Source organism: Paenibacillus chartarius, assembly GCF_042432825.1.
GTDB classification, from domain to species: domain Bacteria; phylum Bacillota; class Bacilli; order Paenibacillales; family NBRC-103111; genus Gordoniibacillus; species Gordoniibacillus chartarius.
Window position 1 is genome coordinate 1 of record NZ_JBHLWN010000041.1, and the last position, 24,101, is coordinate 24,101.

The 24,101-nt window shown below is 49.0% G+C and carries 23 protein-coding genes; 1 reads left to right on the forward strand and 22 read right to left on the reverse strand.

Features of this window, described 5'->3' with window-relative positions; all coding sequences use genetic code 11:
• Window positions 1-45 precede the first annotated feature (45 nt).
• Entirely contained in the window at window positions 46-1,674 is a 1,629-nt protein-coding gene (locus tag ACFFK0_RS10530) for a glycosyltransferase (RefSeq protein WP_377470131.1), read from the reverse strand.
• Window positions 1,661-3,577 carry a glycosyltransferase gene (locus ACFFK0_RS10535; protein ID WP_377470132.1) on the reverse strand — a complete coding sequence of 639 codons (1,917 nt, stop codon included), beginning with the start codon at window positions 3,575-3,577 and terminating at the stop codon, window positions 1,661-1,663. Before ACFFK0_RS10535 ends, ACFFK0_RS10530 begins: the two co-directional genes overlap by 14 nt.
• Before the next feature lie 135 nt (window positions 3,578-3,712).
• Between ACFFK0_RS10535 and ACFFK0_RS10540 the strand changes: the two genes are divergently transcribed.
• The gene (locus tag ACFFK0_RS10540; protein WP_377470133.1) at window positions 3,713-5,623 is read left to right on the forward strand and encodes a tetratricopeptide repeat-containing glycosyltransferase family 2 protein; all 1,911 of its coding nucleotides are present in this window, start codon (window positions 3,713-3,715) and stop codon (window positions 5,621-5,623) included.
• A gap of 32 nt (window positions 5,624-5,655) precedes the next feature.
• On the opposite strand, the gene ACFFK0_RS10545 is transcribed toward ACFFK0_RS10540, so the two are convergent.
• From ACFFK0_RS10545 to ACFFK0_RS10640, 20 genes are all read right to left on the reverse strand, one after another.
• On the reverse strand, window positions 5,656-6,024 hold the full coding sequence (locus ACFFK0_RS10545) for a hypothetical protein (protein WP_377470134.1): 369 nt from the start codon (window positions 6,022-6,024) through the stop codon (window positions 5,656-5,658).
• On the reverse strand, window positions 6,021-6,416 hold the full coding sequence (gene fliS / locus ACFFK0_RS10550) for a flagellar export chaperone FliS (RefSeq protein WP_377470135.1): 396 nt from the start codon (window positions 6,414-6,416) through the stop codon (window positions 6,021-6,023). Before fliS ends, ACFFK0_RS10545 begins: the two co-directional genes overlap by 4 nt.
• A 7-nt stretch (window positions 6,417-6,423) precedes the next feature.
• Window positions 6,424-6,819: a flagellar protein FlaG gene (locus ACFFK0_RS10555; RefSeq protein ID WP_377470136.1), complete on the reverse strand. Its 396-nt coding sequence runs from the start codon at window positions 6,817-6,819 to the stop codon at window positions 6,424-6,426.
• Between the two features lie 15 nt (window positions 6,820-6,834).
• Window positions 6,835-8,673, reverse strand: a complete 1,839-nt coding sequence (gene fliD, locus ACFFK0_RS10560; RefSeq protein WP_377470137.1) for a flagellar filament capping protein FliD — start codon at window positions 8,671-8,673, stop codon at window positions 6,835-6,837.
• A gap of 66 nt (window positions 8,674-8,739) precedes the next feature.
• Window positions 8,740-9,804, reverse strand: coding sequence for a glycosyltransferase (locus ACFFK0_RS10565; protein ID WP_377470138.1), 1,065 nt, complete (start codon window positions 9,802-9,804; stop codon window positions 8,740-8,742).
• Window positions 9,805-9,869: 65 nt separating this feature from the next.
• Complete coding sequence (locus ACFFK0_RS10570; RefSeq protein ID WP_377470139.1) at window positions 9,870-10,673, reverse strand: flagellin N-terminal helical domain-containing protein; 804 nt, start codon at window positions 10,671-10,673, stop codon at window positions 9,870-9,872.
• A 123-nt stretch (window positions 10,674-10,796) separates the two neighbouring features.
• A complete protein-coding gene (gene csrA / locus ACFFK0_RS10575) occupies window positions 10,797-11,030 on the reverse strand; it encodes a carbon storage regulator CsrA (protein WP_377470140.1) in 234 nt (77 codons plus the stop codon).
• A complete protein-coding gene (fliW, locus tag ACFFK0_RS10580) occupies window positions 11,011-11,457 on the reverse strand; it encodes a flagellar assembly protein FliW (RefSeq protein WP_377470141.1) in 447 nt (148 codons plus the stop codon). Before fliW ends, csrA begins: the two co-directional genes overlap by 20 nt.
• Before the next feature lie 58 nt (window positions 11,458-11,515).
• Entirely contained in the window at window positions 11,516-12,082 is a 567-nt protein-coding gene (locus ACFFK0_RS10585) for a DUF6470 family protein (protein ID WP_377470143.1), read from the reverse strand.
• A 22-nt stretch (window positions 12,083-12,104) separates the two neighbouring features.
• Complete coding sequence (gene flgL / locus ACFFK0_RS10590) at window positions 12,105-13,010, reverse strand: flagellar hook-associated protein FlgL (protein ID WP_377470144.1); 906 nt, start codon at window positions 13,008-13,010, stop codon at window positions 12,105-12,107.
• Between the two features lie 19 nt (window positions 13,011-13,029).
• The gene (flgK, locus tag ACFFK0_RS10595) at window positions 13,030-14,613 is read right to left on the reverse strand and encodes a flagellar hook-associated protein FlgK (protein ID WP_377470145.1); all 1,584 of its coding nucleotides are present in this window, start codon (window positions 14,611-14,613) and stop codon (window positions 13,030-13,032) included.
• A 24-nt stretch (window positions 14,614-14,637) separates the two neighbouring features.
• Window positions 14,638-15,138, reverse strand: coding sequence for a flagellar protein FlgN (locus ACFFK0_RS10600; RefSeq protein WP_377470146.1), 501 nt, complete (start codon window positions 15,136-15,138; stop codon window positions 14,638-14,640).
• Window positions 15,139-15,167: 29 nt separating this feature from the next.
• On the reverse strand, window positions 15,168-15,428 hold the full coding sequence (flgM, locus tag ACFFK0_RS10605; protein WP_377470147.1) for a flagellar biosynthesis anti-sigma factor FlgM: 261 nt from the start codon (window positions 15,426-15,428) through the stop codon (window positions 15,168-15,170).
• A 111-nt stretch (window positions 15,429-15,539) separates the two neighbouring features.
• Window positions 15,540-15,962 carry a TIGR03826 family flagellar region protein gene (locus ACFFK0_RS10610; RefSeq protein WP_377470148.1) on the reverse strand — a complete coding sequence of 141 codons (423 nt, stop codon included), beginning with the start codon at window positions 15,960-15,962 and terminating at the stop codon, window positions 15,540-15,542.
• 91 nt (window positions 15,963-16,053) lie between these two features.
• Window positions 16,054-16,878 (reverse strand): ComF family protein, encoded by an 825-nt coding sequence (locus ACFFK0_RS10615; RefSeq protein ID WP_377470149.1) that lies wholly within the window; start codon window positions 16,876-16,878, stop codon window positions 16,054-16,056.
• Between the two features lie 6 nt (window positions 16,879-16,884).
• Window positions 16,885-18,777 (reverse strand): ATP-dependent helicase ComFA, encoded by a 1,893-nt coding sequence (locus ACFFK0_RS10620; protein WP_377470150.1) that lies wholly within the window; start codon window positions 18,775-18,777, stop codon window positions 16,885-16,887.
• Between the two features lie 31 nt (window positions 18,778-18,808).
• On the reverse strand, window positions 18,809-19,222 hold the full coding sequence (locus ACFFK0_RS10625; RefSeq protein ID WP_377470151.1) for a glycosyltransferase family 2 protein: 414 nt from the start codon (window positions 19,220-19,222) through the stop codon (window positions 18,809-18,811).
• Between the two features lie 100 nt (window positions 19,223-19,322).
• Window positions 19,323-20,045: a response regulator gene (locus ACFFK0_RS10630; RefSeq protein WP_377470152.1), complete on the reverse strand. Its 723-nt coding sequence runs from the start codon at window positions 20,043-20,045 to the stop codon at window positions 19,323-19,325.
• Window positions 20,038-21,207, reverse strand: a complete 1,170-nt coding sequence (locus tag ACFFK0_RS10635) for a sensor histidine kinase (protein WP_377470154.1) — start codon at window positions 21,205-21,207, stop codon at window positions 20,038-20,040. Before ACFFK0_RS10635 ends, ACFFK0_RS10630 begins: the two co-directional genes overlap by 8 nt.
• A 110-nt stretch (window positions 21,208-21,317) precedes the next feature.
• Window positions 21,318-24,002, reverse strand: a complete 2,685-nt coding sequence (locus tag ACFFK0_RS10640; RefSeq protein ID WP_377470156.1) for a stalk domain-containing protein — start codon at window positions 24,000-24,002, stop codon at window positions 21,318-21,320.
• Window positions 24,003-24,101 lie beyond the last annotated feature (99 nt).

Sequence of the window (24,101 nt, forward strand, 5' to 3'; positions counted from 1 at the left end):
AAATTCGACAAACCCGTGATAAAGGCCTGCTTTACGCGGACTTTTTCACCGGACTTTTAGATATCGTTCACGTAGGAGAGATCCGATTTCATATTCATTAATTGCTTCTAATAGCTGAACAGCTCGTTCTATTTCAATTTGTACTGACTGCGAAAAGTTCATCTCATCGAGTATTGCAAGTCTTGTTAGAATCGGATCAAACAGTATGAGTGAATGCTTGTCATGTATAAAGGTGTGTCCCTCATTTTGCACATGATCATATTGAAAATGCCAGCCTCGACCGTTTCGTTCCGCCTGGTTGAATCGACTCTTACGTTCATGGAAAATTTTCTTCAAACCGTGTTCTTGGCTCCGGATTGGATAATGCCTCAGCAGGAAGTCGATTGGATATATCCTGCGATCTGGGAACTCCGCACGGTGCCCTCCGTTTTCCGCAAAACTTACAGGGTGCTCCGTCTTCTTCCAAGCTTTAATTTGAATGCGGTTGAAATACTCCCCAAATTCGAAATAGGCAAGGGCTTCGCGAACATCATTCCCAGGTTGAAAGTCATTATCCGTAGGACGGAAGTTTAACAACCGAAAATTAATTGCCGAGTATCCTGCCATGTCCACCATCTCAATTGCCGCAGCTAAAGGAATATTGGGCCATGGCGATTCTCTAAATTCATCAGAGTCATGGTGAATGAACCAATCGGCATCCAACGTATTCGCCAGTAATTCTTTACGATGAAGAATGTGATACCACATATACTCCTTTTCGCTCTGATACGGGTATCCGGCATCCTCCGGAAACCTTTCTATGTGCAGAAGTCCTCGCCCTAACCATCGACTCGCTTCTTCAACCGTGTTATCCGTTGATGCGTTGTCTAAAAGATAAACTTCTACCCCCTGTTGGATCAAATCACCTATAACATGATAGATGACATCTCCATCATTGTGTGAAGCAATCAGAGCGACGACTCTGAAATTCTCATCCTTACGAGGTAGCACGGGGGTGTAAGGATGCATAATCGTTTTATATTCTTTCAGGAATATTTCACGGTATCGATTGTAACTGGAAAGTCCGTTATTAATCCCCGCTCCGCAATCATGTATGCACCACGGCAGCTCTTGTTTCGGAATTCCGACCTCGTAGCCTGCCTTGACAAACTCCATACATTGTGAAACATCGTAAAAATGCCAGCCTTTAAAAAGATCTTCTCTCCACTCTACATCATACTGCGTAATCAAAATTTGTCCATCCAATGCGGATACCTTCTCGTAGGACGAACGTACCTCTTGGAACGCGAGTAATTCCATCTTGCCGGTATGACTTTCGTAAATTTTCCCAAATGTACTTAACGATTCCCACCATATTGCATTTACCGGTAGCGTCTTACATCCCGTAACCCCGACGATCCCCAAGTTGGGTGCGCTCTGAAACAATCCCACAACATCCGCAATGAAGTTGCGATTGATAATAAGAAGATCCTGATGCAAGTAAACCTTATATTTCGCATCAGTCTGCTTCATTCCGTAATTGTAACCCGATGCCATACTCCGGGCGTCGTCTATTTTGAGGACTTCGATCTCGAAGCCTTGCGGAATATAGAGCTGTTCCAAGTATTTGACGGATTCTGCAAACTTAATTTCGTCATTCACGCAATATATGAAACATATCTTATTGGGATTCAAGAAGCTGCACCCTTTCCATAAGCAAGTTGAGCGTATCTACAGGATGAATAAGGTCATTTTGGGCCACTTGCATGATTTTATCTAAAGTTGTTAGTTCGTTCAGCAAATATTGGGCAAGTGTTTGGATGCTTGCTTCCCGCTCTACATTCTGTTCAATCCGTCTCAGCAGATTTTTAACCATATATTTATCGATGGTCGCTATCTCTATTTCTTTCTCGATTGACTCGATCCAACGAAGCATCGCCGCATCCTTCTCCGGAATGAGACTCAGCCACTCCAAGGCTAATTCCGCTTGACCCAAGCGGTATGTGGACACACCGAGATTGAGTAACGTTTGCGGATTGCTTCCATCTAACTCGAAGGCCTTCTGGAGATAAGGCATAGCTTGCTCTACTTGCTTTCGATCCATCAAGAGCACTGCCAGCACGTTCAAGACGATCGTCTCATGAGCCGGAAAACGTGAAGATATGGCTTCAATGACTTGATCCGCCTGGAACTTTTGCAGTTTCTCAACATTCTTGTCGACATTGATCTGAGAAAGTAGCTGTTCTAATGCATATACTATTGGATCTCGGTCTGAAGCGGCGACAAGAAATCTGCTTACCTCCAGTAGTCTTGCTCTGCTCGGATGAGTTAGTTGAACTAGACTGCTAATTAACGCCTTGTCCTCTTCAAGCAAAACAACATCCGAACCCTCATAGAATTGAACATCCCGGAACTGAAGGGGCTGGATATATTGTTGTACCTCTTCAAGTGTGAATCGTTCCGTTCTTTCGGCTGGAACCACGCCTTTCAGAAGCTGTTTGAACACCGAGTAATGAGCCGCATTAGGGAATTCTGCGATGAGCTGACCGTTCGGCGATAGCTTGCGCTTCACCGCATCCAGTAACGAAATCGAACTTGCCTTTACATCCGCAGGAGCGAGTATGACATCAAAATAATGATCCGGATATGCTTCAATTGCAGCTTTCAGCTCGCCAGAAGTTACTCTACCAACCATCGCAGCCAAGCCGGCGAGAATCTCGTCCGTTTCTATCCCGTGAAGCTCGGCTTCCGGATAAGTATGTTTCAACAACAGTAAAGTTCCGCCCGCCTTGCAGCCAATCTCCAAAATTCGAATCGGTTTATCATACGGGAAGTCAATGACCTGTACAGGGTCCAGTCTAATACGGTAAGCCGTATCCGAGTCATAACCCCACTTTGTAATAAATTTTTGTTGATTCTCCACCAGCAAAGCATTGAACTTCCCCATATCTTCACGCCACGAAGCACTTCCTATATGGTGGATAAACGTGTCTTTACACAAAATCAGCTTATATCCGGCTAAACGGATCCGAACCCCGTAATCATCATCCTCAAAGTTTCCGGGTGAAAACAGCTCATCCAATAAACCGATTTCTTTAACAACACTTGCCTTAATCAGCATGTTATAACCGATTAGTTTGAGCCGTTCTTCCCATTTCCTTGGATCAGAATGGTTGAACTCTGCCGCAAACTTCTGCATTTCATCGATTGTTGAATAATTTACAGCAATCGCCTGATAATAAGAACAGTTGTTGGTAACTGTTCCTACAGCACCGATATTTTCGCTGCTGTACAATGCCGTCCGCATGTTAACAAGCCAATTCGTCGTAACCACCGTATCGTTATTTAACAACAAGATATCGCCTTTAGCGATCTCAATGCCTTGATTGCATGCCTTTGGAAAACCGAAGTTCCGATCATTGTATATCGTTCTGATATCGTTCTGCTGCGCAAGCCATGCACGAGTACCATCTTGCGAGTTATTATCGACCACGATGATTTCGTACGTTCCATACTCAGTGTACCTTCGGATACTCTCAATACATTGCTGGGTATATTCCAATTTATTGAAAGTGGCAATGACAATGCTTGTAATCAAGTGATCTCCCCCAAGTCTGCAGCACTCATATAATCTCTATATCGACAAAGTTCTGCATTTTCATGAGCCTCAATATTTAACATTAATAGACGATTTGTCGATATTAGAAGTATGCTGTACTAACTGGAGGACTCCATGACTAAGCTACTATCCCTATGTATGATTGTTAAAAATGAAGAGAAAACTTTAGCCCGCTGTCTGGATAGCGTAAAAGCAATTGCTGATGAAATGATCATTATAGATACCGGCTCCACGGATCAAACCAAAGCGATTGCATTACAATATACTACTCATGTTTATGATTTTGAATGGATTAACGATTTCGCCGCGGCGAAGAATGATGCTATTCGAAGAGCTACAGGCAAGTGGATCCTCGTTCTGGATGCGGACGAATACTTAAAGCCCGGACAAGAAGACCATTTTCGTCAACTTCTTGAAAACTACGAGGTTCGCAAGCCCATTGGTGTCATGTTGAAGATCATGAACTACCTTGGGGAAACGGAACAAAATATAAGCGGAGTGCTGGAATCCAGTGCGGCAAGACTTTTCCCTAACGGTCAAGGGATCCACTTTGAAAGACCTATTCACGAACAACTTGCCTGCTCAAAAGGCAAACTGGAATTGCTTTCCACATCGTTAACAATCTTGCATACCGGGTACATAAGGACAATAGTCAATGAGAAAAAGAAGTCAAATCGTAATATGGAGATATTCAAACAGCTCCAATCTAATGATCCTTATGACTGTTACACACTCGGTAACGAATATCTTTCCATGAACGACTGTAAGAAAGCACAATACTACTACGGTAAAGCGATGCGGAAGATGAAACCTACCCTGATTTGGGCTCCGTACTGTTATGACGGATATATCCATGCTTCGCTGCAGCTTACCCACTTACGGGAAGCGCATACCGCCATTAAAGAGGCGTTGGACTTCTGGCCGGAATATGCTGATTTCTCTTTCTTACTGGGCCATTTATATATGGCGGCCGGCTTTGCCGAACTGGCAGAAGCTCAGCTGAAGACTTGTATTGAACAGGCCCTATCCCGAGAGAAGAGAAAACTCCCTAGCACGCTGGTAAAGTTGGATTATGCATCGTATCTGCCTCATAAATATTTAGCCCAAATTTATATGATACGGCATGACTGGTCTCAGGCTGTCTATCACCTGTCAGGTGCGTTAAAATCAAACAATAGCGACCTTCAGCTACTTACAAAATTACTGACTATACTTAAAGGCTCCGAAGAAGCATCCGAAATCATAAACATGCTTGATCGCTTGTACTCAGGAAATGCCGAACATAGCGCGTATCTCTTACGTGTATCCTGTAGGGTTGGAATAGCCGACTTGGCAGCTCACTATTACAATCGTTGTGCAAAAAAAGAAATTCCACTTGGGCAATTGGATCATATGCACGTTGCTTTACTGCTAGGAGATCGAGAATTGTTCAAGAATCATTACCATTTACCTGCACCCGATTCAGTGATCAATGATTATAACATGCTTCTTACTCTTGCTTACCTGGTTTGGAAAGAGTCCGATTTCCTGAACAAGCTATTAGACAAGCAACCTGCGCACCCCATGCTGCTGTTCCTCCGTAATGAGGAGCAATCATTACAATCGGTTGACGCCCCTTATTTAGAAGGCATACTTAAGGAGCTCTTCCAACTCGGATATCATCAAGAATATGAGTCGCTCATTTCCTTGGTGCAATCACCCGAAGCGATTAATTCTCTTGCGAATTTCTTTTATGAGCAAAGGCAGTTCGAGCTCGCCGTAGACTATTATGCTGTTCTGCTCGAACATCAAATCCTGGATGCACAAGGATATGAAAACTTAGCTTACCTGTATATAAGCCTTGGTGAAATTGGACAAGCACTTGCATTCATTGAGCAGGCTATTGAACTTGCTCCCGAGCACGTTGCCTTGTATGTTCTCTACTGCACTCACAGTACTGATCCTCAGAAGAGGAATGCCATGAAATCCAAATTATTGAATCGTGCTCCACACTTTCGGAGTCTTCCGTTTGTCAGAGACCTATAAGAAAACACCCTCCTTTTGTGGAGGGTGTTTTCTTATTTGTGCTTATCAACAAAATAACCTTCGTACTGGGGTAATCTTCTTTGGTAAGCATCTCGCACTCTGACGCCGTTTCGCATATCTACGATTTGCTCGCTGAGCCATTGCTTAAGCGCCTGCATACGCAGATTTGCTTCTGATTCAAGAGCAATGCATTCTGCAATCAGCTTCTTCACTGCTGGTGTCTGAGCCGTTTGCTGCGCCATACTGTCAATTTGATTGCGCAGGTCTTCCTGCCTTAACTGAATTTTCGTTATTTCTTCCGCTTGCCGATCGTCATCTTCAGCATCGAGCCAAACAAGAATGGATTGTGCTGAGTCTCTCAACTGCTCAAACAAGCTCTCATATTGGGACTGTTTGTTCATCTTGCTGTTGGGGAACTTGTTTCAGTTTTAACCACCTTCAAGAGTTCCACCCATGTATCTCTCAATTCCGTTGTTAAACGAATGGCCACTTGCAGCGCTTCTTGATCAAGTTTCATATTTGCTTCCAGCAATTTCTCTTGAATGAACACATACAATGCCGAGAGATTATTGGAAATTTCGTATTTATAGTCCAATGTAATTCTCAGCTCATCGATAATATCCATAGCTCGCATAATATTCATATGCTTGCCTTCAATATTTTTCTTCCTCATCTCTTCCCCGGCCTGCTTCATAAACTTCACTGCTCCGTTATAGAGCATAAGAGTTAACTCGCCTGGCGTGGCTGTATTGACTTGAGTTCTGAGGTATAAATTCTGTGCTTGCGGATTCATGTTTGCCTTACCTCTTTTCGTCGATAATAACACCGGCCGACTCAACAATACCGTCTACAATATCCAGCAGCTTCTCTGGCGGCAATTCTTTTAAGACTTCATTCGTTTCGGAATTGATGACTTTAACCACAATGTTGCCCGTAGATTCATGCACGGAATACTCAAATTTTTTTGGAGGCCCCATGATGGCTCGGTTCGCCTTCTCAATCGCTCGTTTGACATCTTCTTCCGAGAAGGCCGATTCCGAGTTAGTCCTAGGTGCTGGTAGCTGAGGGGCGGATGGCGAGCGAGATTCTACTGTAGCTGCAGGTTCCTTTTCCGTTGAAGCCACTGATTCCACCCTACCTATCCCGGTCATTGATGTCGCAGCGGCATTCCCATTAAAATTAACCCCATCCATCATCTCGGCTCTCCCTCCTTAGCGCAAGCTTGACAGCCACGACAGCTGGGCCTGGCCTTTTTGTATAGCTTGCTCCATCAATGTGAATCTGTGATAATAGTAGTCTTCCTTCTTGAGCAAACGAGATTCCATGTCTTCAATATCTAAATCTAGGTTATGAATTTGCAAGCCAACTGTTGTGGTAATATCGTCATTCGCAGTTGTCGTTCCCCCGGCTCTGTCAACCAGACGATCGATAAGGCTGGTCGCTTCTTTATACATCGATTGTGCGATACCGTCGTCATTGATCGTGGGATTCGTTAAACCGGATTGACGGGAGAATAAACTGATCACACCGTCCGGATCCTGAGCAATCGCCGCTTTAAGCTTATTCTCATCCAACACAATCGTATTTGCGGTCACCGAATTATAAGTGGAGGCATTGCCCGAGAAGGAAGTCGTTGTAATGCCTATCTTGAACAAGCTATCAAATGTGCTCGACGTGTTTATTTTAGCATTGATCATTTGCCGGAAATTGGTGGATGCACTTTTTAAAATGTCATCGCGTTGGAGCAATCCGCTCTTTGCTTTCTCCTCCCAGTTCTTGATGTCGGATTCGCTCATCGCATCTTTCTGCTCGTCGGTTAGAGGAAGGAAATCCCGGTATTTCACTTCGGTCAGCTTTTTATTCACGAGGGTCAACGTATTGTTATAATTCGCAACGAAATCTTTGATTTTGTTGAAGATCGCATCCGTATCCTTAGTCGAGGCAACAGTAACTGCGCTTGCACTCGTGTTTAATAACGTGTAAGTGACTCCGTTGTTGGTAAATGAGTTGGAGCTGTAGTAGGTTGGTGTCGCACTTCCATCGAAAGTGACTTTAGCATCCTGACCTGCTGCGGATAATGTGGTTAGACCCATGGCCGAAATAAAATTCCCCGTCACGTCCGCCAACTCTACCTTCGAAGCGACGCCGGTCGCTTTCGATGTGAAGGTCACTTTATCGGTAATAGAATCATATGACATATTCACGCCTGCTGTTGAGCTGTTCACTCGCTGCATAATCGACTGAAGCGTATCCGTTGCTTGATACGAAATTTCCACGCCATTGACGGTAAATTTTGCACCGCTTGGAGCACTGATCGGCGTTGCCAACGGATTACCGGCTTGATTAAGCGGCACATCCACATTAATCTTGAAAGATTGTTTTGCCGAGAAGCCCAAGTTTGATAAACCGGTATTGGAACCAGTCCTGTCAACGATTAATTGCGGGAGATTTCCCGCAGTACCGTTCGGTTTGAGCTCCAATTGATTGGACGCATCAAGACTAGCCGTAATTTGTCCCGCGCCGAAAGCAGCGTCTAGTTGCTTTTGCACCTCGTTTTTCAATTGCACTTCGGTATAAGGCGAACCCGAAGCCGTTAAAGTAATCGTCTTCGTACTGCCGTTCAAGGTTACATTAAATTGATCATTAGCGCCTGATGTAATAGTTGTGCTGGAGCTTAGCGCACTGCCTGCCACTAACGAATTGGACGATACCGGATTTGTCGAAGTAAGAACAGCACCTTTAGCGAGTTGCTGAACCAAAATAGATCTTGTCTGCACTGCTGCAGAATCGCTCGAAGACACCGTAACCACGTTCGGATCCGATGTCGTGACCTTCGTGGTTTTCCAGTTTGCCGAGAATCTCATGCTGTTCGCCAAATCGCGGAAGCTGGCTAGCTTCGTATTGATTTCACGGTAGGCATCCGATTTCCAAGTCATGCTCTGCTGCTTCTGCTTTAACTTATCGAGCGGCATGCGTTCCGCTTTCATCAGATCGCTTACCATTGCATCGATATCTAGGCCGGAACTCATTCCTCCAATGCGCATGACCATGCACATTCCCTCCCGTTCACTTTAAAGAATATCTATACATTATATCGTCATGGAGCGATTTTTTTTTTATAGATGTTTTCGCAATATCTGTAATCTCTGTTTAGCAGGAGCATATTGATATTGAGCTGCCTTGCGGTAATATTGGAAGGCCTTATCTGTTTGGCCGGTGATTTCGTAGTAAACGCCTAGATTATAGGCTGCTTTGAATGTGCCGGTTCCATGAACCGATGTATAGATATCCGAATCACCAATCGCAAGAGCTCTGAGAAAATAAGTCTCGATCTCTCTCAGCTTTCCTGTATCCATGGCAAGCAGCCCAAGGAGGAACGGGAGATCGGGAAAATCACTATACTTAGCTGCGTATTTCTCCAATAGCAGTTCCGCTTCCTGACTTCGATTCAAATTCTTCAATGTATATCCCAGCATGACCAGCATAACCGGAAAATAAAGCTGTTGCTCTTCTTCCAAAAGTACGCCTTTATTTAACACCGCTTCAGCTTGTTCGTATTGCTTTAAAGAAAAATGCAGCTTCCCTAACTGATACAGCATATATCCATTGTTAGGATCCGAAGCAAGGCAGCTTTCATAGAGTTGAAAATACCGCTCCGCCTTACCTTTGGCCTCATATACGCCGTGATCATATCCATAGTGATGAATAGTCACACCTGTTTTCAAACATGGCGCCGGCTGATCCCCTTTGAAGATCGTTTCATGTACCTTCCCCGCATATTGAAATTCCCCATTATTCGGGTAAAATCGCGCCATCAAATGCACATGTACTTCATCACCGATCAGATTACGGATTGCCACAGCGCCAGCCTGCTTCGGATGCTTTCTAACGAAAGCCTTAAGAGCAGACTCCGCTCCCGCTTGCAGTTCTTCATCCGCATCCAGAAATAAGATATAATCACCGCTCGCGAATGCCGCCGCTGCGTTTCGGGCTTCGGCGAAGTCGTGATTCCAGGGGATGTCGAATACTTTCGCACGGAGATTTCTCGCTATATCTTTCGTGCGATCTGTTGACCCAGTATCCCCGACGATCACCTCGCAGCTTTTCGGGATACTCCTCAGAACTCTGCGGATGTTGTTTTCTTCATTCTTCACGATAAGACAAACGCTGAAAGTAGTCATATATCCTCCATAGGAAAAGAAAAGGGCCCATTCGAAAATGGACCCTTCCTCTTGTTGGCGATGAATTAACGGAGCAGCTGCAGCACGCCTTGTGGAGCTTGGTTGGCTTGTGCCAGCATCGAGTTGGCAGCTTGCTGCAGGATGTTGAACTTCGTGTAAGTCATCATTTCGTCTGCCATGTCGGTATCGCGGATGCGGGACTCGGCAGCTTGCAGGTTTTCTTTCGTAGCGCCCAGGTTGTTGTAAGTATGCTCCAGCTGGTTCTGAGCGGCACCCAGTGCGGAACGTGCTGCGTTGACTACGCCGATTTGCGTGTCGATCGAAGCCAGTGCGGAGGAAGCCGCGCTTTGCGAGCTTACTGCGCCGACGGAAGACGAAACGCTGCTGATGTTTTGCAACGATACAGTTACTGTCATGCTGGAAGTATCACCAGCTTGAATTGTAACTGAGTTAGTGCTGTTCAACAGGTTAATACCGTTGAACTTGGTGTTCGATGCGATGTTGGAAATCGCGTTCGACAGTGCAGTGTACTCGTTCTGGATGGAAGTCAGGTCGGACGTGTTGTACGTACCGTTGGAAGCCTGAGTAGCCAGCTCCTTCATACGAGTCAGCATGTCGGATACTTCGTTCATTGCACCTTCAGCTGTTTGTACCAGGGAGATACCGTCTTGCGTGTTGCGCTGGGATTGGCCCAGGGAACGGATTTGAGCGCGCATTTTCTCGGAGATCGAGAGGCCTGCTGCGTCGTCAGCTGCCCGGTTGATGCGGTAACCGGAGGACAGCTTCTCGCTGGACTTGCCTTGCTGGATGTTGTTGAAGCTCAGGTTGCGGTGTGCGTTCATTGCGTTAAGATTGTGGTTGATAATCATGGTTCTGTTTCCTCCCTGAAATTTGGAATGTCCACTTCCTTGTGGAGTAGGCTTTAAGCCTTACATTCCTATATATCGACAGGAAAGGCAACGAACTTTATAGTTTTTCGAAAAATTTTTCCGCTATTTATCCGCTTTTTTCGTTAAGTTTTTGAGCTCAGATAGGTCCATCTTCCCGGACACTGCTTCCCTGTTACTCTTCTGCACAGCTTCATAGACCTCTTTGCGCAGGACATTCACATCCCTCGGCGCATTAATCCCGATCTTGACCTGATCGCCGTCAATCGCGGAGATCAAGATCTCGATGTCTTTATTGAGAATGATCGACTGCCCCTTCTTACGTGTCAGAATTAGCACTAGCCGTTTCCTCCTTCTCCTGGATTGGAGTGCGGAATAAAGCCTCTTTGGTGCTGTATGTAGTCTTTGGCGGAAGAACGATTTGCTTACCTTGGCTTGTCTTGACATTGATTACAATTGGCGCCAACAAATTCATCGTGGAGCTTTCAAAAGGCTCCTGTATAGTTACAATGGCTACTACGGCTGCATCGTCCGGCGCGTTCAATTGCAGGTGGTTCCTGTCGCTGTCGTCAATTTCAAACGCATAGTCGCTATAAAATGCGAACGGCGCCGCCACAAGAAACCCGATGTGCTCGTCCTCCGTACTTTGCAGGTAGGCATAGGGTCCGTTTTCTTCAACAATCTGTATAACGAACTCATTCAGCTGTTCAAATCCTAATATGTTACCCTGAAATTGAATAACCCGATTATGTAGAAAATCCAACACCGGAAAATCACTCCTTTAACATATAATGCTATAGCTTTCGCTATAGCATCACGAATTATTATTGAAATATATCATACCTACTTACGGAGATCTTAATGGAATTCTGTTGTCTCATATAAATGTCTACATTACCGGGAGTATACTGTATATTTACATTTCCCGGTGTGTACTGAATAACGGGCTTCTGCGCTTGAATGTCTATGGTCGGCTTCTGTGCCTCGATTTGCACCTTAACGTTATTGTAACCCGGCTCACCGGCGATTTGAATCGGGGACTCCCGTTCAAACACGTCGGCAGCAAGCTCAGCAAAGGCATTGTTGGGGTTCGTGATTTGCGCCATGCGGTTCCCGTCAGCCACGATCTTCGCAATAGCCTGAAGAGCAATGCTGGACGACTGGCTGTATATTCTGCTCATTGTCGCCAAATTTGGACCTACCCCTAGAGCGTCCCAGGCCGCCGAAGAATCGATCGTTAGCACAGCCGCAGGGGACTGCATCTCCACTTTGGCCGGAGGCTGCTGAATTTGCATCTCCCCTCGGGTTGATTCCATGCTGACGGAGCCTTCATTCGTCTGGATTCCGATTTGACCGAAGGTTTGGCGAATGGAGAGTCGAAGATCGATCATCAGGGAATCCCCTCGTTTCAGCTTATCTTAAGTAGTCAATAAGACTTGGTTGAATGACTTTTGCGCCGACAGAGAGCGAAGCCTGGTACACATTCTCATCCATCTTCAGCTTTGTGATCGTCTCCGCCATATCCGCATCCTCAACCTTGGCATCCAGAGCGTTCAAACTCACTTCCAGGTCCTGAATACGGCTCTCCATCAGTTCGATACGGTTCGTACGTGCCCCAACCTCTGCACGAACTTGCAGGAATTTATCCATACGTGTTTTTAATTTCTCAAAGAGGTCCGCCGCTTTCGTCTTGTCGTTGGCCTTAAAGGCATTTTCCAGCCCCTTCAGTACAGTAAACAAGTTATCCGTAGTACCTGCAGCATCCGGAGCACCGAAAACCTCTTCACCTGTTACGTTAATCGGAATCGTTACCCCCGCGGCAAATTGATAATTAATCGTATAGGTATCGGGTGTATCAGCAGCGGCCGTTGCGCTGTGATAAGGCTGAATATCCGTCTTCTGACCGTTAAAAATAAATTTGCCGTTCAATTGATCATTACCGAGCACTACAGCTTGCTCATAAATCTGCCCTAGTTCCGTAGCAATGGAATCGAGCGCCGTTTGCGGATTTGTCCCGTTCAAGCCCTGTGTAGTAAGCTCATTTGCCCGTTGAAATAAATCATTGACCTGTCCGAGAATTGTGTCCGTATGCTCGACATAGGATTTAGCCGTATCAATATTTTTCTGGTATTGCTCATTCATAGACAATTCACTGCGGTAGCGCAGCGCATACGTAATACCTACTGGACTGTCGCTGGGTTTATTAATCTTCTTGCCTGTCGATAATATATCTTGATTCACTTGGAGCCGATCCAGATTGTTGTTGACATTTCTAAGCAGCTGGGAATGCATCATCCCTTGAGTCACGCGAATAGCCATCCGTTTATCCTCCTATGTGTTAACGGCCGACCACGCCGGTGCTGTTAATCAGTTTGTCGAGAATCTGATCGTATGTCGTCATGAAACGGGCGGCCGCTCCGTAAGCGTGTTGGAACGTAATCATATTGGCCATCTCTTCATCCAAGGACACGCCGCTAACCGCTTGTCTCCTGGAATCGACTTGATCGACGAGCTGCTGCTGATTTTTCGTTTGCCGATTGGCTTCCTGTGCCTGGACACCCATCTGCCCCACAATGGAACGGAAATAGTCGTCCAAAGTGCCGTTCGTTACGCCATTGCCCGAAGTACCGCCCGCAAAGGCAAACTTCGAATCCTTCATCTGCGACATTAAAATGGTTAATGTATTATTGCCTTTAACCGTCGTTTCGTTAGGCGACGTTCCCGTGACCCTCATCGATGTCGCGATTAAGGAGGCGTCCGCTTTAATCGCCGGATTCAACTCAATGCTTGACGCAGTAACGCCGGTTGAGCCCGCCTTCGCCGTGAAAATATCGCCCCCGGTCGTAGCCGGATTCGTAAACAAATATCCTAACTTGTGTAACCCGTTAATCCCTTGCACAGTGACTACCGTGTCAGTTCCGAGCGTCCGCTGCAATACGGTTCCAGAGTAAGTTGCAGGCCCGTTTGAAGTCGTCAGTGTCGTATTATTCGGCAGCACCGTACCTGCAGGAAGCGTGATCGTTACGTCACCATTAGCCAGGCTGTTAGCCAATACGTCGAGCTGATTTTGGTAGTCCTCTACATACTGATCCCGGGAATAAATCATTCCGTATACTTCGCCGCTATTCAAGGCGCCGGTTGTGACCGCGTCCTCTAGAGCTGCAACAGAAGTCGGCGTGGCCGTCGAGCCCGTAACAAGGTTGGTCGTCCCCATGTTAATGGTGTATCCTTGAGGAGTTTCCGTAACGGTAATGTTAACAATTTTGGACAAATTGTCCGTCAGCAAATCCCGCTGATCCCTTAGATCATTTGCGCTATCTCCCATACCTTCTACCTTGACGATTTGGGCATTGAGACTTGCAATTGTAGTGATCATCGAGTTGATTTCAGTAGCCTTTACACCGATGTTTGTCGTGAGATCGCTGTTGAGATCGGAGAGCTGCTTGCTGACTTGATTAAAGGCATCCGCAAGTGCCATCGCATTCTCGCGTAAGATTTTGCGTCCTGTTACGTCCTCAGGATTTTTACTAAGGTCCGACCACGATTTCCAGAACTCGTCCATAACGGTCCGTATACCGTTCTCCGACGGCTCATTCATGATCGTCTCCAGCTTATCCAATGTATCCGCTTGAATTTCCCAGCTTCCCAGAGACTTATTTTCGTTCCGAAACTGGTCGTCAAGAAACTTCTCCCGTACACGCGTAATCGAAGCAAACTCCACACCCGTCCCCAGCTGCCCCGGAACGTTGTTCCGCGTAAACCCGGGAGTGTCAATAGCCAGCGAAGCCTGCATATTCACCCGCTGCCGCGAGTACCCTTCCGTATTCGCATTCGCAATATTGTGCCCTGTCGTATTTAAAGCAGCCTGCTGCGTAAACAAGCTGCGCCGCGCCGTCTCAATGCCGTGAAACGTAGAAGCCATTTGTGTGTCACTCCTTAGTCGAGCCTACGCCCGGGTATCGAACATGCCGTTTCTGGATCTTCCGCCTGGCGGAGATGCCGGTGCTTTGTAGAACATATCCTGATTCGGATCGTCTACAAGCAAATCTACCGAAAAGTTGATAAAATCGAGCGACTGCTGGATCAGCTTCTGGTTCGCTTCGTTCAGCCGCTTGAGCTCCTGAAGTACACCTGCCAGCTTCCGCTGTGCCTCCATGAGCGCAACCTTCTCGTCCGCTTTGAAAATAATCTTGATCAGGTCAGTCACCTTAACCCGCGGGTCAGGGTTGTAACCGCGCGATATTAAATACTCCCCTGTTCGCTGTACACGAATCCGATCCAACTCGCTTACCTTTCTGACCAGCTTGTTCTCTTTATGAATCAAGGCGTTCAAAGACTCGATATCGCCCCGAACGAGAATCGGCGTCTTCTCCTTGGCCAATTCGACCAATTCGAGATGGATGGCCTCCAGCTGTTCCATTATTTCCAATAGTGGTTGGATCGTCACTTGCGTTTCACCCGCTTTATCTTGATGACTTATTTAAAATAAGGAAGCAGCTTGTCTGCGATCTTGCCCGCTTCAACATGATACGTTCCCGCCGACACCTGCTGCTTCAGCTCTTCGATCCGCTTCCGGTATTCCTCGCTGTTCTTCGCGCCTAAGAGCTCTTTCGCGGCCGACGAAATTTGCACCTCGTCCACTTTTCCTTTACCGCCTGCACCCGCTCCCGGCTTTGCGCCTTGAGCTCGTGTGTAGGGGTTCACTCCCCCGACTCGCTGCGATTCGTTAATTTTCATTACGGCTCACCTCGTCCTATCCCGTCCAAAATCAAAAAGACCGATAATTGTATAGCATTATTATCGGCCAAAGTTTGAAATTATTTTAGAGAATAACTAAAAAATAAAGTTTCATCTGCGATCCTGGAGTCTGTCTTTAATGTTGAAGCCGATTTTCTCCTCCTGCGACTGCTGGGCTTGCCCCCTTGCCTGGTCCTCTTTCAGATGGTTTGCATCCTTCAGGAGGCCGCTCCGGCAATTGTCGCACATCTTACCGGTTGTAATGGACGCGCCGCACAATTCGCATGCATATGACATATTCGGGTTGTTATCAATCGAAATCCGGCCTTCACGGATAAACTTCGTAATTTGCTTCACGCTGACTTCCGTCGCTTCGCTCAGCTCCTGCAGCGTACATTTGCGATGCTCGCGCAGATATTTCAAACACTTCTCATACTGAAGGTCGATTTCCTTTACGCAGCTGGGGCAAATGTCATGGAGGCCTTTGGCAAACAGTTTGCCGCATCTCGGGCAATTGGATACGCTCAAGCTCATTCGGTACATCCCCTTTGTATTACGACCATTTTACTACTAGTTTACATCAAATTCTGTGAATTGACTAACATTATTGTCGAATAATAGCGATTTATCTGGCCAACGCAAGCCCGCATAACTGAACGGCTGTACACTTGCGGATCGCTTCGGAGCATGCATCCAGCGTGCTTCCGGTAGTGTAAACATCGTCTACGATGTAGATGCGCATATCCGCCGCGCTGCGGTCAGCCTGCAGGCTTTGCAGGAGGCTCCGTCCCTCATCGTGTACCGAAAACAATCCGCGCATATCCTTGACCCGCTCCCCCCGGGATTTCAGACTCTGCTTCTCCGTATGCCGGTTCCGCTGCAGCAGACTCACGACATGCAAACCTGTATGCCTGCCAACTACGCGAGCAAGCTGCTCCGCCTGATTGAAGCCGCGGTCAAGCCGCCGTGCTTCGCTTATCGGGACGTAAGTCAGCAAAGCATGGCCGGCCTCAATCCCTTCATCCGCGTCAGCTTGAAGATGAAGCCGGTACGCCTGCAGCAAAATCTCGCCGAGCAGCTCACCCAGCCGTTCATCCCCGCGATACTTGTATCGGGCCAGCCAAGCCTTCATCTCTTCGTCGTAACGGACTGCGCTGCGGTTTCTCAGGAAGTGGCGTACGCCGCGCCGCGAGCAATCGGGGCAGGTCTCGAACCGCCCGCATACGCTGCATTTCACATCCATATCGCGAATCCAGGAAATCGACCGCCGGCAGCTGGCGCACAGGCCGCGGATCGGAATCGGGCGTTCGCTTTTCCCGTTTGCATCTGAGTTATATGTATTAGAACAATAGCGGCATATCGATGAGACCGGCCCGAGCAGACTCGTGAGCCGGTTTGCCCAGCCCTGGAGCCGGTTACGAATCGTTCCTTGCCCCCGTTGCTGTAACATGTCCCCTCAGCCCCCTTGGCCTTCGATATAGCCTTTGCTTCTCGCCAGCCGATTCATCCTGCGGATTTGCCGCACGGCGGCAACCTGCGACCGGCTTCGCTCCTTCGCCAGGAATGTTACATTCCCCGCCGGATCCAGCTTCGACCGGCCGGCACGACCGGCCATTTGGACAAGCGACGTTTCGTCAAACAGCCTCGAATCCGCATCAAGCACAATCACATCGCTCTTCGGCACGGTCACGCCGCGTTCCAGGATCGTTGTCGTGACCAAGATGCGAATGGTTCCATCCCGGAAAGCCTGCACCTTCTCCGCCCGATCCGGATCTTTCGAGGAAGTGCCGGCGACAACAACGGATTTGCAGGTTTCCCGAAGCATCGCCACGACGAATTCCACCAGCGCTATCGCCGGAACGAATACGAATAGCTGAGCTCCCCGCTTCAGGCTGCTATGGACCGCCGTCACCACCGTCTGCGGCAGCTTGCGGGATTCCTGCATACGCTTAATGGACGGCGATGTACGAAGCTGCGGCACGGGGAGCGGATGACGATGATACCTTGCCGGTACTTTCACGTGCGGCAGGCGCCCCTTCTCCGCGAGTCGCCGCATTTCCGGCTGAGGCGTTGCCGACAACAGAATCGTGCGACCGTGCGGCCGGCATGCTTTGCGGGCGGCATGGATAAGCATCGGATTGTTATGAAAGGGGAATGCGTCCATTTCGTCGATCACAACCACATCGAAGCCTTCCCGGAAGCGCAGCAGCTGATGTGTCGTCGCGAGTACGATCTCGCCGTTATCCCAACGCTGCACACTGCCGCCATAAAGAGTTACGACGCGAGCTTGCGGAAAGGCTCTTGCCACCCTGGGGCTTAACTCCAGAATGACATCCTTTCGGGGCGATGCGACCAAAGCTCTGCCACCGGAAGCAACCGCTGCAGCTAATAGCGGAAACATCATTTCCGTCTTCCCCGCTCCGGTCACGGCCCAAATGAGAAAGTGTCCGCCCTCGTTCTTCGCCGCCAAAAACTCGAGTCCCGCTCTCGATGCCTCTGCTTGCGCATCGCTTAATCCCCATGGCTGAAGAAAAGAAGCCATTTGAGCCGCAGTCATTCCCGCCATAGGGTGATCAGACCGCCGGCTTATGCCTTTATCGGCAGATGTACCGGCAACCAGAGGCGCGCAGGCTCGCACCCGCCCCATCGTTAGGCATTCTTCGCAATAGGGGCAAGCTTGTTCACAATACGGACAATGTGTCCAACGAAGCTTGTCCGTACCGCTCCCGCATCGGTTACAGTTCCATACAAACCGATCGCTTGCATCAAGCAGCCTGTTCAGCCTTGTGGGCATGAACCGGCTAAACGGACTCACCTTCGCCACCTGCAGCCCCGTTTCGATTCGTACAAAGCCTTGCAGCTTGGCCAGCTGCAGCAAGTACGGCAGCCGGGCGGGAAGTCCCCCATCGCTGCTTACCGTTTCATGATGCTCGGCCAAGGCCACGACTTCCTGGATAAGCAGCTGCCTGCCGGCCAGCGCAGGAACAAGGCGGCGCATTTGATCATCCATTTCGGCTGCTTTAGCATTGCGACTGCATACGTTCATCGGTGCGGATATATACTCGCCGGCGATAGCCGGTATCGGGAAAGGATGTCGGGTTTTGGAGATTGCAGCAGATGTCATGATGGTAGAGGGTAACGAATGAGGTTGTTCTTGATGAATGGTTTGAAGCAATTGCCGCAGCCATTCAGCTTGTCCGAACGACAAGGAGGACCTAGCGAGCCACAGACTCGCCTTTCCCTCCGTTTGGCTTCGCCAGAACTCGACGTCGGCTTCCCAGCAGATCGACGTTTGCCAATGCCACAGGTTCGCCGATCCGCTGCGAACAGCATAAAGAGCCGCCTTCATGACTCACCTGCCTATGGAATCTTGTAACCGGTTACTGCTGAAATTGCATCCATTTGGTCAAATCCTCCTGCTGCTGGAGACGAACGACGATCACTTCGTCCTGATCATACAGCCGCAGAAACTCGTCGACACCTTCGCCGTCGGCTCCGGATTTGCCAATGTTCATCGAATGCTTGCGGGACAGACGCTCGACAATTTGCAGCGTGTCATCCGTCGATCCTTCGTCCAGCACGGTTGTATCGATACGCCGCCCCTGCAAACTGGAGAAGAAGTACAGCGATCGAACATACCACTCAATCTGTGATTGGTTGTTGTGCGTAATGAGAACCACGTGGGATTTCTTCCGCTTGCTGAAGCCGCTTTGTTTGCGGATCCGGTAATAGCACAAGTGCAGCAGTACCACAACAGCCCCATAGCAAGCCAAAATAGCAAACAAACCAAGCATGACAACACCCCTCCCCTTCATCCAAGAGGACTACTACGTTCCCAAGATAGAAGTAGTATATGCCGCCATAACTTGGCAGGTTCCTATCGTTCGGCCGGCCTTAAATCGTAACCCAGCCGTTCTTGATGGAGATAATGACCGCTTGTGTCCGGTCGTCCACTTCCATCTTTTGCAGAATGGAGCTAACGTGGTTTTTCACCGTTTTTTCACTAATGAAGAGATTGTCGCCGATCACCTTGTTGCTCTTGCCCTCGGCCATCAGCTTCAAAACCTCCGCCTCCCGTTTCGTGAGCGGGCTGTTCTCGACGCTTCCGTATTGCAAGCCGCTCTCTTTAATCGCAGCGCTTGGTCCGACGACGCCGACTTCGTCCAAATACGTCATCCGGCGCAGCTGATTGATCAGCTTCCCTGTCACCTTCGGATGGATAAAAGCGTAGCCGTTCACGACGGAGCGGATCGCGTTCACGAGCGACTCGGCCTCCATATCCTTCAGAAGATAGCCCGATGCACCTTTGCGAAGCGTTTCGAATACGTAGCTCTCGTCATCGTGAATCGATAAAATAATGACCTTGATGTCCGGGAAAATCGTCTTCAGCCGCTCTGTCGCGACTACGCCGTTCTCTATCGGCATATTAATGTCCATAAGCACGACGTCCGGCATATATTGATTGCAAAGCTCGATAACCTGGATGCCGTCGCCGCATTCTGCGATGACTTCCATGTCGCTCTCCATATTAATAATTCGTTTCAAGCCTTCACGGAACAGCTGATGGTCGTCCGCGAGAATAATGTTTACTTTCTTGGGATTAGTTGCATTATCCATTCCCGCCCTGATCCTCCTTCGATTCGGTACCGATTGGTAAATACATGGTGATTTTCGTTCCGGAGTCCTTCTCCGATTCGATTTCCATTCTTCCTTCAAGCAGCTCAAGCCGCTCTTTCATCCCGATGAGTCCGAAATGGTTCTCCTCCGCAAGCTTCGGCACCATTCTCTCCAAGTTAAAGCCGACGCCGTTGTCCACGATGTACAGCCTCACTTCATCTTGGCCGAACGTCGTTTCCAGCGAAACGAAAGAAGCCTTCGCATGCTTCACCACATTGGAGAACGCCTCCTGCACCAGACGGAACACAGCCACTTCCATTCCGGACGGCAGACGCGTCTCGCGCCCCTTAAACTCAAACCTGGTGCGGATCTTCGTCTTCTCCTCAAAATCTTGAACGAACTTCCGAAGCGTCGGCACCAGTCCAAGATCGTCAAGCGCCATCGGCCGAAGGTTGAAAATCATCTTGCGAACCTCTTCCAGTCCGCCCCGCACTTGACCCTTGAGATCGACCAGCTCTTCCTTGACGGCCTGAAACTCTTCCTTCGCCAGCATGCGCTCGGCGATTTCCGTCCGGAGCACAACATTAGCCATCGTCTGGGCCATTCCGTCATGAATCTCGCGGGCAATGCGTTTGCGTTCTTCCTCTTGAGCCAAAATAATCTTTAACCCCAACAGCTGGCGATTCTTGGCGGATTCCAAAATGCGCGTCACTTGATTGAGATCGCCGGACAAGTATTCCAGAACGACGTTGACCTGCGATACGATCGTCTCCGCTCGTTCAACCTGCTTGTCCACATTCTTGATCCGCTGCTGAAGCTCATCCCGGCGGGCCCTCAGATACATCTCCCGCTCCCGTGCGGCGGCCAGCTGCGTCTGCAAGGAAGTGGCCGCCTCGTAGGCCACCTTAATATCTTCTTCGCGGAATCGCTGGAAATCGCGGCTTACCTCGGTCAGCCGCACCCTCGACCGCCTATAATCGATTTCAAGCTTATCGACCTTGTCGATCGTCGCCGACGTCTCCGCCATCACTTCCTGCAGCTCCCGTGTCAGAGCCTCGCGCTCCTGCCGCGCCGTCTCGGAGATTTCGAAGATTTGATATTTGCTGCTCTCCATCACTTCGATGGCGTTCTTAATAATTTTATCTATTGCATCCGGCTGCACGGGTCAGGCTCCTTTGTGATGAAGATACATGATGTAGGTCGATCGGGTCCCTTTAATAGTAACATATTTCTACAAGAGTTTGGTAACTTGGCATAACAATTTTCTAACAATTATTGCAAATTTACGTTTTGGCTCTTTGGATCCCATTCTACCTTCCAGCCCATATTTTCCGCAATAATGCGCAGCGGCACGAGAGTCAAGTTGTTGCGGATCACCGGCGCCACTTCTGCCGTAACCCGCCCACCGTTCACCAGTAGGTCGGGACTATCGATCCATAGATCGATCAGCTTCGTTCCGCGGGTAATCGTAACCTTTCGTTCGTTCGGCTCCCATTCGACATTGGCACCGAGTGCTTCAGCCGCAAACCTCACCGGAATCATCGTATTCCCGTTAATGATAATCGGCGCTTGCTCCAGTGTAACCGCCTTGCCGTTAATCGAACCCTTCCGGTTATTGATCGTCAGCTTCACCTGATTGTTGGTTGCTGCCGGCATTTGACCCGGATATACGAAGGCGATGTCATCCAAAGCAATTTTCCCTGTCGAAGCGCGTTCGTCTTGATTTTGCTCCGGATTCGCGACATAGATGCTCTTCAGCGTAATCGGATATTTCAGGCCGGAAGCTTCCGACAGATCGAGACTAACCGTCTTCCAGCCGGACCAGTTGATCGGATTAGCCAGATCCAAGCGATATTCTTTGCCGTTCGCGTCCGTGATCAGAGCTCGCAGCCAGTTCAAGCTGTTGTCGCCGTACACCTTCAGCTTCATATATTCAGGGGTTCCGTCGATCTTGGCGCCGCCCTCCGTTTGGTTGAAAAGAGCGTAAGCCGCCTTCGTTCCGGTCCCCTTGGAGAAATCATAGGCAATCTCAAGCGCATTGTTCGCGCCGGTCGTTTCGGGTGCTTGTACGATTTGGACGCGGGCCGTCGTTTCCGCCGGGGCTTTGTCCGATGTGGTCATCGTCGCCTTGCCGTCCAGGTTGTACCACATCCGTTCTTGGCCTACGGGGAGCGCCAGCATCGTGCTGTACCCGTCGTATCGGGCGATTATCTGCGCCAGGGTGCTTCCGCTCAAGCTCGTTACAGTGAGCGCACCGTCTTTTACTTCTCCCTTAAACCCTTTCAGCTCCCAGTTGATCAGCTCGGAAGGCACTTCGCGCTTTTGCCCGGATTTCGTCGTTACGGTGACGGGGAGGCGGAACGTTTCATTTTCCGAAAGAATGAGGTTTGAGCCTCTTATGGACATGCCTGCGATATCGTTCCGGCCGATCACTTGAACGTCGAGACTGGCCTGCCCTTGGCCCGACGATACGCTCAATTGGGTCGTTCCCGGCTTCGTCGCCGTAAATTCATTACCTGCGAACGTCCCGATCGGCTGCGAGCTGGACCACTGTGTCGTAATGGCCCCTGCGTCCATCGGATTGTAATACTCGTCGTATGCCTTGAATTGATAAGCGCTCTTTTCTCCAATAAACAGCATCGTTGCGCCGCGCGCCAGCAAGCCCTTTACGACGGTCGACTTCGGTGCGGTAGAGTATACGCCGACTCCGTTGACTACACGACGTTCCACGCCATTCTGGAGCTTCGCCGTAAGCTGGGCGCTCGTTTCGCCGAGCGGACGGGATACCATCGTCGTCGAACCGCCTCCGTCCAGCACCATACCTTTCCATACCCCGGCTCTAACCATCGCGTCCTGCAGCTCGGGAATGGTCATACCGTCACTATCTCCGTTAAGATCAGCCGTGATCAGGTAAACGGTTTTGCTATCCTGCGAATAACCGATTGCCGTGCGGGATACCGCAGAGTAACCGGAGAAGCCGTTCAAATCCCGTGTGAAAATGCTAGGCTTCCCATCAAGCACAAGCAGCGTTTGGCCGCCGATCATCATTTTGAACGTACTGGGGTCGTAGCCGCGAGAAGCATCCTCGTGCACGATCGCATAGTCGACCTTCAGCGGGTCTCCGACCTTAAGATGCTGCTTCACGTACTCCGTAGCCTTGCCGTTTGTCTTCAGAATGATAGCGCCTTGCGGAACCAATCCCGGGATCACGCTGTCGATAGCAATCTGCTGAATGATACCGTCTTTCACGAGAATTTCGGAAGGAACGACCTGTCCGTCATTCGTGCGGCTCTCCGTCGCAAAATCGCTCGTATACACGAACATCCCGTCAAGCAGGCCGTATTGGCCGTCTACGCCGTTATTGTCATCATACCAATATGATGTTTTGTTTACGCCGCCCAGCGGGAAGGTGGAGCCGTCTTTGGCCGTTACGGATCCGCGGAAGGAGAACGAATCGATGATAGGGCGGTTATTTTTATCCAGCGCGAAAGAGTATAAACCAGCGAGGCCGATAGGAGGTGTCGCCATCAGCTTACCGCCGGCGATCTGCGGACCGTCAGGCGCTCCTTCAGCTTGCGTGTTATAGAAATCACCGTTAATACCGGCTACAGCGCCGGTTTCCTTGACCATCCCCGATGTCGTATTGCGCTTTGCGAATTGTCCCCCTGTGCCGGTCATGACATCGAGCTTCACATTCGGATTGGTTACGTCCACTTCGATCACGTTTACTTGTACGGATACCGGCTTCTTGGATCGGATTGATTGCCATCTGTATTTTTTCAAGATTGCCCCTGCGGTTATCGGTTCTTGGGATACGATGTTCATCGTCGTCGTTGCCTGCGGATCGGCGGCATATGCCGTCGAAGCCGGCAGGATGATGCCGTAAGACGTCGATACGCCTGTTATTGTAATTGTAGTCACGAGTACAGTTTGCAGCAGCTTGTTGAACGGTTTCATGGTGAGTGACAATCTCCTCTCTCCTCGGTCTTGCATCATTTAAATCTCTCTCTATCTAAATATAGACTCTAATTCTAGCAAAAAAGTTACGTTGTTTGG

Bases quoted from the DNA above. Each gene is read 5' to 3' on its own strand.
- ACFFK0_RS10640 (WP_377470156.1), bottom strand. From the start codon at position 24,002: ATGAAACCGTTCAACAAGCTGCTGCAAACTGTACTCGTGACTACAATT.
- flgM (WP_377470147.1), bottom strand. From the start codon at position 15,428: ATGAAAATTAACGAATCGCAGCGAGTCGGGGGAGTGAACCCCTACACA.
- ACFFK0_RS10630 (WP_377470152.1), bottom strand. From the start codon at position 20,045: ATGGATAATGCAACTAATCCCAAGAAAGTAAACATTATTCTCGCGGAC.
- ACFFK0_RS10570 (WP_377470139.1), bottom strand. From the start codon at position 10,673: ATGATTATCAACCACAATCTTAACGCAATGAACGCACACCGCAACCTG.
- fliD (WP_377470137.1), bottom strand. From the start codon at position 8,673: ATGGTCATGCGCATTGGAGGAATGAGTTCCGGCCTAGATATCGATGCA.
- ACFFK0_RS10615 (WP_377470149.1), bottom strand. From the start codon at position 16,878: ATGTTACAGCAACGGGGGCAAGGAACGATTCGTAACCGGCTCCAGGGC.
- ACFFK0_RS10555 (WP_377470136.1), bottom strand. From the start codon at position 6,819: ATGATGGATGGGGTTAATTTTAATGGGAATGCCGCTGCGACATCAATG.
- ACFFK0_RS10620 (WP_377470150.1), bottom strand. From the start codon at position 18,777: ATGAAGGCGGCTCTTTATGCTGTTCGCAGCGGATCGGCGAACCTGTGG.
- ACFFK0_RS10625 (WP_377470151.1), bottom strand. From the start codon at position 19,222: ATGCTTGGTTTGTTTGCTATTTTGGCTTGCTATGGGGCTGTTGTGGTA.
- flgK (WP_377470145.1), bottom strand. From the start codon at position 14,613: ATGGCTTCTACGTTTCACGGCATTGAGACGGCGCGGCGCAGCTTGTTT.
- ACFFK0_RS10585 (WP_377470143.1), bottom strand. From the start codon at position 12,082: ATGATCGATCTTCGACTCTCCATTCGCCAAACCTTCGGTCAAATCGGA.
- ACFFK0_RS10540 (WP_377470133.1), top strand. From the start codon at position 3,713: ATGACTAAGCTACTATCCCTATGTATGATTGTTAAAAATGAAGAGAAA.
- ACFFK0_RS10565 (WP_377470138.1), bottom strand. From the start codon at position 9,804: ATGACTACTTTCAGCGTTTGTCTTATCGTGAAGAATGAAGAAAACAAC.
- ACFFK0_RS10610 (WP_377470148.1), bottom strand. From the start codon at position 15,962: ATGAGCTTGAGCGTATCCAATTGCCCGAGATGCGGCAAACTGTTTGCC.
- ACFFK0_RS10545 (WP_377470134.1), bottom strand. From the start codon at position 6,024: ATGAACAAACAGTCCCAATATGAGAGCTTGTTTGAGCAGTTGAGAGAC.
- fliS (WP_377470135.1), bottom strand. From the start codon at position 6,416: ATGAATCCGCAAGCACAGAATTTATACCTCAGAACTCAAGTCAATACA.
- flgL (WP_377470144.1), bottom strand. From the start codon at position 13,010: ATGGCTATTCGCGTGACTCAAGGGATGATGCATTCCCAGCTGCTTAGA.